At 40.0% G+C, this 5,722-nt stretch carries 5 protein-coding genes and 1 pseudogene; 4 read left to right on the forward strand and 2 right to left on the reverse strand.

Annotated features, from left to right (window positions below):
* From B2V92_RS20620 to B2V92_RS20630, 3 genes are all read left to right on the forward strand, one after another.
* Positions 1-585, forward strand: a 585-nt coding sequence (locus B2V92_RS20620) for a hypothetical protein (protein ID WP_293311806.1), incomplete at its 5' end; no start/stop codon positions are given.
* Between the two features lie 30 nt (positions 586-615).
* Complete coding sequence (locus B2V92_RS20625; RefSeq protein ID WP_293311808.1) at positions 616-2,355, forward strand: M14 family metallopeptidase; 1,740 nt, start codon at positions 616-618, stop codon at positions 2,353-2,355.
* Positions 2,356-2,360: 5 nt separating this feature from the next.
* Entirely contained in the window at positions 2,361-2,975 is a 615-nt protein-coding gene (locus B2V92_RS20630) for a rhomboid family intramembrane serine protease (protein WP_293311810.1), read from the forward strand.
* A 97-nt stretch (positions 2,976-3,072) separates the two neighbouring features.
* Here the strand turns inward: B2V92_RS20630 and B2V92_RS20635 are convergent, their stop codons facing one another.
* Positions 3,073-4,056, reverse strand: coding sequence for a hypothetical protein (locus tag B2V92_RS20635; RefSeq protein ID WP_293311812.1), 984 nt, complete (start codon positions 4,054-4,056; stop codon positions 3,073-3,075).
* A gap of 171 nt (positions 4,057-4,227) precedes the next feature.
* Entirely contained in the window at positions 4,228-5,364 is a 1,137-nt protein-coding gene (locus tag B2V92_RS20640; protein WP_293311814.1) for a hypothetical protein, read from the reverse strand.
* 77 nt (positions 5,365-5,441) lie between these two features.
* On the opposite strand from B2V92_RS20640, the pseudogene B2V92_RS20645 reads away from it, so the two are divergent.
* Positions 5,442-5,722, forward strand: a pseudogene (locus B2V92_RS20645) (dipeptide epimerase); the annotation flags it as partial.

The raw sequence follows: 5,722 nt of genomic DNA on the forward strand, positions 1-5,722 counted from the left end.
AGTTATGGCTACACTGCTTATGGTACATTCGACTACAATATTACCCCATTTGTAACATTTGGTTTAGAAGCCCAATATGGAATGGTGCAGGGGGGCGACATTGCAACCGATCCGCATAACCGCCAGTTTATAAATAAATATACAGCTATTTCTGTTAATGCTAAACTGATGCTTGGCGAATTGGTTAATTACGATAAAAGTGAGTTTTTATACAATCTGCGGGGCTTATATGCCGGAGTGGGTGTTGGCGCCATTAACAATAAAATAACCGATATTGTAAGGTATAAACCAAGCTGGGCAGCCTACGACCCGGGTTATGGTCCTTTTCCGGGCAAAGATAAAAGTCTGAACCTATTGGTGCCGTTAAATTTCGGCTTCAATTACTTCATTTACGATGGTTATGGCTACATGAGATATATCATCAACATCAATGCACAATCGAACTTTACTTTTGGCGAAGGTTTGGACGGTTATAACGACTCGAGTACCAAATTTAAAAACTACTCGCCCGATGTTTACAATACCTACACCATTGGCTTTAAATACATGTTCGGAACGATTAAATCTCATCACAAAACACTTTAATAACAACGTTTCATTTCTTAGCTTTAACGCATGAGAAAATTCTTTGTGCTTTGTTTGCTATCAATAAGGCTAAAAGCTGCCGCACAAAAAACGCCTTTCGAATTAAGTGGTAAAACAGAAACCACAACTTACAGTGCTGCAATATCTTATTACGAGAATCTTGCAAAAACTTATCCCGAGGCCAAATTACTAACCTACGGAAATACAGATTTTGGAAAACCATTACACTTGTTGGTTTTATCGCGTGATCACGTATTCGATCCGGCGCTGATCAGGAAAAACAATAAAAGAATCTTATTGATCAACAATGGTATCCATCCGGGGGAGCCTGAAGGGGTAGATGCATCAATGATGCTTGCCCGCGACCTTTTAAAGACAGGTAAATTACCCAAGGATGTAGTAATCTGTATTATTCCGCTTTATAACATCGACGGAAGTTTTAACCGAACGGGTACTTCAAGGGCCAACCAGAACGGGCCAGTTGCTTATGGTTTTAGAGGGAACAGCAAAAACCTTGATCTGAACCGCGATTTTATTAAAACTGATTCGAAAAACTCAGCAGCCTTTCAATTGATTTTTAATACCTGGCAGCCCGAAATATTTGTAGATACCCACACCAGTAACGGCGCCGATTATCAATATGTGATGACGCTTATTCCAACACAAAAAGATAAGTTAAATGCTATATTATCGGGTTATTTAACCCAAACCCTTGTACCTGATCTGTATGCGGGTATGGAAAAACTGGGTTATCCGATGATTCCTTACGTAAACTCGATCGGCGAAACACCTGAAACCGGCATTACGGGTTTTATCGAATCGCCACGTTACTCTACAGGTTATACCACGCTACATAATACCATTGGTTTTATGCCCGAAACACACATGCTAAAATCGTACGATCAGCGTGTGGATGCCACTTATAAACTTCTCGAAAATTATATCCGTATTGTAGAACGTGATGCAAAAATTATCGGGGAGAATAAACGCAAAGCGGATGAAGCCGTTGCCTCGCAAAAAGAGTTTCCATTAGAGTGGAAATTGAATAAAAGCGAAGTAAACGATTTAACCTTTAAAGGTTTCGAAGCCGCACAAAAACCAAGTACCGTAAGTGGTACCGACCGTTTATGTTACGACCGCACAAAACCTTATACCAAAACCATTAAAGAATGGAATAAATTTGAACCGGCGGTTTCTGTGCAAAAGCCTGTTGCCTATATCATTCCAAAAGCCTGGGACCGTGTAATTGCCCTGCTTAAATTGAACAATGTTAAACTAAGGGAGTTAAAAACCGATCAGAAAATTGCTGTAGAAAATTATTATATAGGCGATTTTAAAACGGGTACCAGGCCTTACGAAGGGCATTACCTGCATTCGGCCGTAAAACTAAACACCATACAGCAGAACCTGCAGTATTATGCGGGCGATTATGTGGTTTATGTAAACCAGTCGGTTAACCGTTATATAGTAGAAACCTTAGAACCACAGGCTACCGATTCGTATTTCAACTGGAATTTTTTCGATTCTATCCTGGATATGAAAGAACATTATTCGGCCTATGTTTTTGAAGATACGGCTACCGAACTGCTTAAAAACAACCCTGATTTAAAACGTAAACTCGAGGCCAAAAAATCAGCCGACCCCGAATTTGCAAAGAATGGTGCCGCACAACTTGATTTTGTGTATAAAAATTCTGATTATTACGAAAAAACACACAACAGATATCCGGTTGCACGTTTGATTACAGATGTAAAACTTGATTTAAAATAAGCCCGATGGAATACTTCAATATTGCACCAGTTGCATCCTTAATATTCGTTTTTACGATTATTACCAGCCTTTACGCCTTCTACGACCGTTCGGTTTATGGAAAATTTATGCTGCACCCATTTAGTGTTTCCAAAGGACAGAATGTATATACCTTAATTACCAGCGGACTTGTGCACGCAGATTGGATGCACCTGTTTTTTAATATGTTTACCTTTTATGCCTTTGCTTTTACACTCGAAAGTTTAATGGGAAGCTGGCGTTTTGGATTACTTTATTTTTTAGGTCTGGTATTGAGCGATCTGCCAACAGTGATCAAACATAAAGATCATTTTAACTATAATAGTCTTGGAGCTTCAGGAGCAATCAGTGCCGTGTTATTCAGTTATATTTTGTTTAACCCAATGTCTAAAATCTATATTATGTTTATCCCGATTGGGATTCCGGCAGTAGTTTTTGGAATTTTATACCTCATTTATTGCGCTTATGCCTCGCGTAATTCAAGAGACCACATCAACCATGATGCCCACTTTTTTGGTGCATTAACCGGATTGATTTTTACCATCATTTTCGTTCCCGGAATTTTACAGAATTTTATCAGCATGCTAACCGGAGGAAGGTAGTTTTATCTTCGATTGCGTTATAGCCATCCGATCGCATTAGGTTATCGAAGAAATAAATCTGTGTTTATCCCTGTTCATCCGTAGTTAAAAACCTCAACTAGCCAGCCGTAGGCAAATAAGGCTTCTCGAAGAAACTCATCGGTTCATCGGGGTTTTTAATAATCTCGAATACCACATAACCCCAGGGTTTCCAGAAATTTTCGAGCACCTGTGCATATATTTTATTTTGCCAAACATCAAAAAGCGGCTTGGTCATGTTGCCACGTAAAGGCATGGCCTCGATATAGGTTGTACCTTCAACCGGCATAAATGTATATTCGGGCAAGCGGTTAAAAAGATAGGCCGAATAATAAAAACGGGCACTTAATTCTTCAAACTGCTCGGCTGTTAGGGCTTTGCCTTTTACTTCGTTGATTATATCCTGGTGATAGCGTTTATTGGTGCCATTATCCTGCAAACAGGCAATAATCCCGAAATCTTTCATTTTTAAAGAGAAAGTAAGCGTATTGATTTCATCGCGGAAACTAAATGGTGTTTCTCCATTTTCCAATTTTACTACGGTGATAGACCATGGCGAAAAATCTTCGAACACTAAACTGGTGTAAAGGTTCTGCATCATGAAATTGAGGTTGGCGAACTTCATCATCAGCGATTGCGACATATTTAAACCATCGGCGGTCATTTCTTTGCGCAGGGCCGAATGCATTTCGATATACACAAAGCCATATAAAAACTTGCCGATCCAGTTAAAAAGATCCAGTTCGGGCAGTGCAGAAATGGCGTTGTAACCTTGTGCAAAGGCTGCTTCTATCTTAGCCTCCAATGGATTTAAAAACTGCTCATTTACCTCATTGTTTACCGGAATAACCAGGGTATTATACGAACGGATGCTCTCATCTAAAAACTGGATCTGCTCTTCGCCACTTAAACCTGCCTGTTCCAACAGCCATTTCGGCAGCAAAGGCACCTGTATAACAGGCGAATTAAAAGTTTTGCCACTTAAAAAGCAGGTTTTGTATAAAAAATCGAAATTTTGGAAAGGATTATATAAGCCGGTATTCATTACTGCAATATTAGCCATTATATTTTTAGGGCTCTATATTGATGATTTAATTTAACGCAGGGATTACAACCGCCTCACCCTGTTGGCGCGCTTGCTTTACGCACTACCCGTGCATCCCTCTCCTGCAGGAGAGGGAAACGAAAGACACTGCCATACCATCACACCCTAACAGGGTGAGGTGTAAGGCGCTTAATAACTATTATAAAAAGCCCCGATATCATTAACCAATTGGTTATAAATAGGCTTGGTAAACTCTAAAAACAGTGCACTTGGTGGTGGTGGCAATTGCTCCTTTCTTCTGGTAATGGCCAATTGTTCTTTGCTCAGTGCCCTGTCATCGCCATTAAAGCTGGCCCAGCTATCGCGCCAAATGTAAGTGCCCGGAAATTTTTGCTGGCGCACCAGCTTTCTACTTTTCCAATCGGTAATGCTCATATCCAATAAACCTGATGAGGAAATATTCTTTTCGAAAATACTCAAGGTGGCTTTCACTGTACCATAAATCGGTCTCTTTTCACGGGTTTCGCCGATTACTACACTATCACGCTTAAGTTTTTCAACCCTTTCTTTAACGTAAGTTTGGCCCACTACAAAATCATCAAAATTTAAACTCAGTACCTGGTCGGGCACAATTTTCTGATTTGTTGCCTGTTCCTCCCCATAAAAAATTACGAACTTATTCCGCGAGTACTTTGCAATATACTGGTCAATCTGCTGTTGAAAATAATCAGCACTCAATTTATACATACCGCTGTTTACAATGATGGGCTGTACCACTACACGTGTTACCGCTGCCCAATAGGCATCGTCCATCTTGGCTTTTGTATCTTTATAATCAGGTTGAAGGTTGAGTACCTTCTCAAATTCATAATAGGCTTTTTTAGCTGCTAACCGGTTATTCTCCCTCAAATACCCCAGGCCGGAACCGTACCTTGCAGCAGCGGCATTGTATCTACTTTCGGCAAGCTCGCTGATATATTTGGTAGGGTTTGGAACAATGCCCAAACATGCCGGACAGCTGTTGATATTATCTGCCAGTTGATTGATCTTCTGATAATCGTACATCACCGATTCCCACCTGAATAAATCGTTGCTCATTTTGGCTTCGTCTATTTTCCGCAGGTGATCTTTTAAAGCCAGATCATAAGCTGTTTTTAAAACTTCTGTCGCTTCGCTGTTTTTCGGTGAGTTCTGTAACCTGCTTACCGCTTTTTCGACCGATAAATCGTAATCCCCTTTTTGCAGGGCATTTTTCCCTGTGGTACATCCTCCAATAATTATTAAGGATAAATAAATAAAATACCGTAATCTTGAAATGTTTTTCATGGCAGGATAGTTTGCGTTAATAACAAAGATAATTTGTACAACGTTAATTACCTTATTTATTTAGAAGACGTTTGATAATGAAGATTAGTTGCAAGCAATTTGAATTAGAATTAAAACATCCTTTTTCGATTTCGAAATTTACCCGCACCAGCACCCCTTTAATGCTTCTAAAGATCGAATACGAAGGAGTGGTAGGTTATGGCGAAGCTTCTATGGTACCTTACATGGGCGAGAGTTACGAAACTGCAAATGCCTTTCTTAGCCTGGTAGATTGGGACCAGATCCGGTTTCCATTCAATTTTGAAGAAATTATTGCCTATCTCGATACTCTTGCACCTGGCAGGCCAGCCATTAAAGC

Source organism: Pedobacter sp. UBA5917, from assembly GCF_002432345.1.
Classification (GTDB): domain Bacteria; phylum Bacteroidota; class Bacteroidia; order Sphingobacteriales; family Sphingobacteriaceae; genus Pedobacter.

What these genes read in the sequence shown, in the direction of transcription:
- B2V92_RS20625 (WP_293311808.1), top strand. Translation starts at nt 616, where the DNA reads ATGAGAAAATTCTTTGTGCTTTGTTTGCTATCAATAAGGCTAAAAGCT.
- B2V92_RS20630 (WP_293311810.1), top strand. Translation starts at nt 2,361, where the DNA reads ATGGAATACTTCAATATTGCACCAGTTGCATCCTTAATATTCGTTTTT.
- B2V92_RS20635 (WP_293311812.1), bottom strand. Translation starts at nt 4,056, where the DNA reads ATGGCTAATATTGCAGTAATGAATACCGGCTTATATAATCCTTTCCAA.
- B2V92_RS20640 (WP_293311814.1), bottom strand. Translation starts at nt 5,364, where the DNA reads ATGAAAAACATTTCAAGATTACGGTATTTTATTTATTTATCCTTAATA.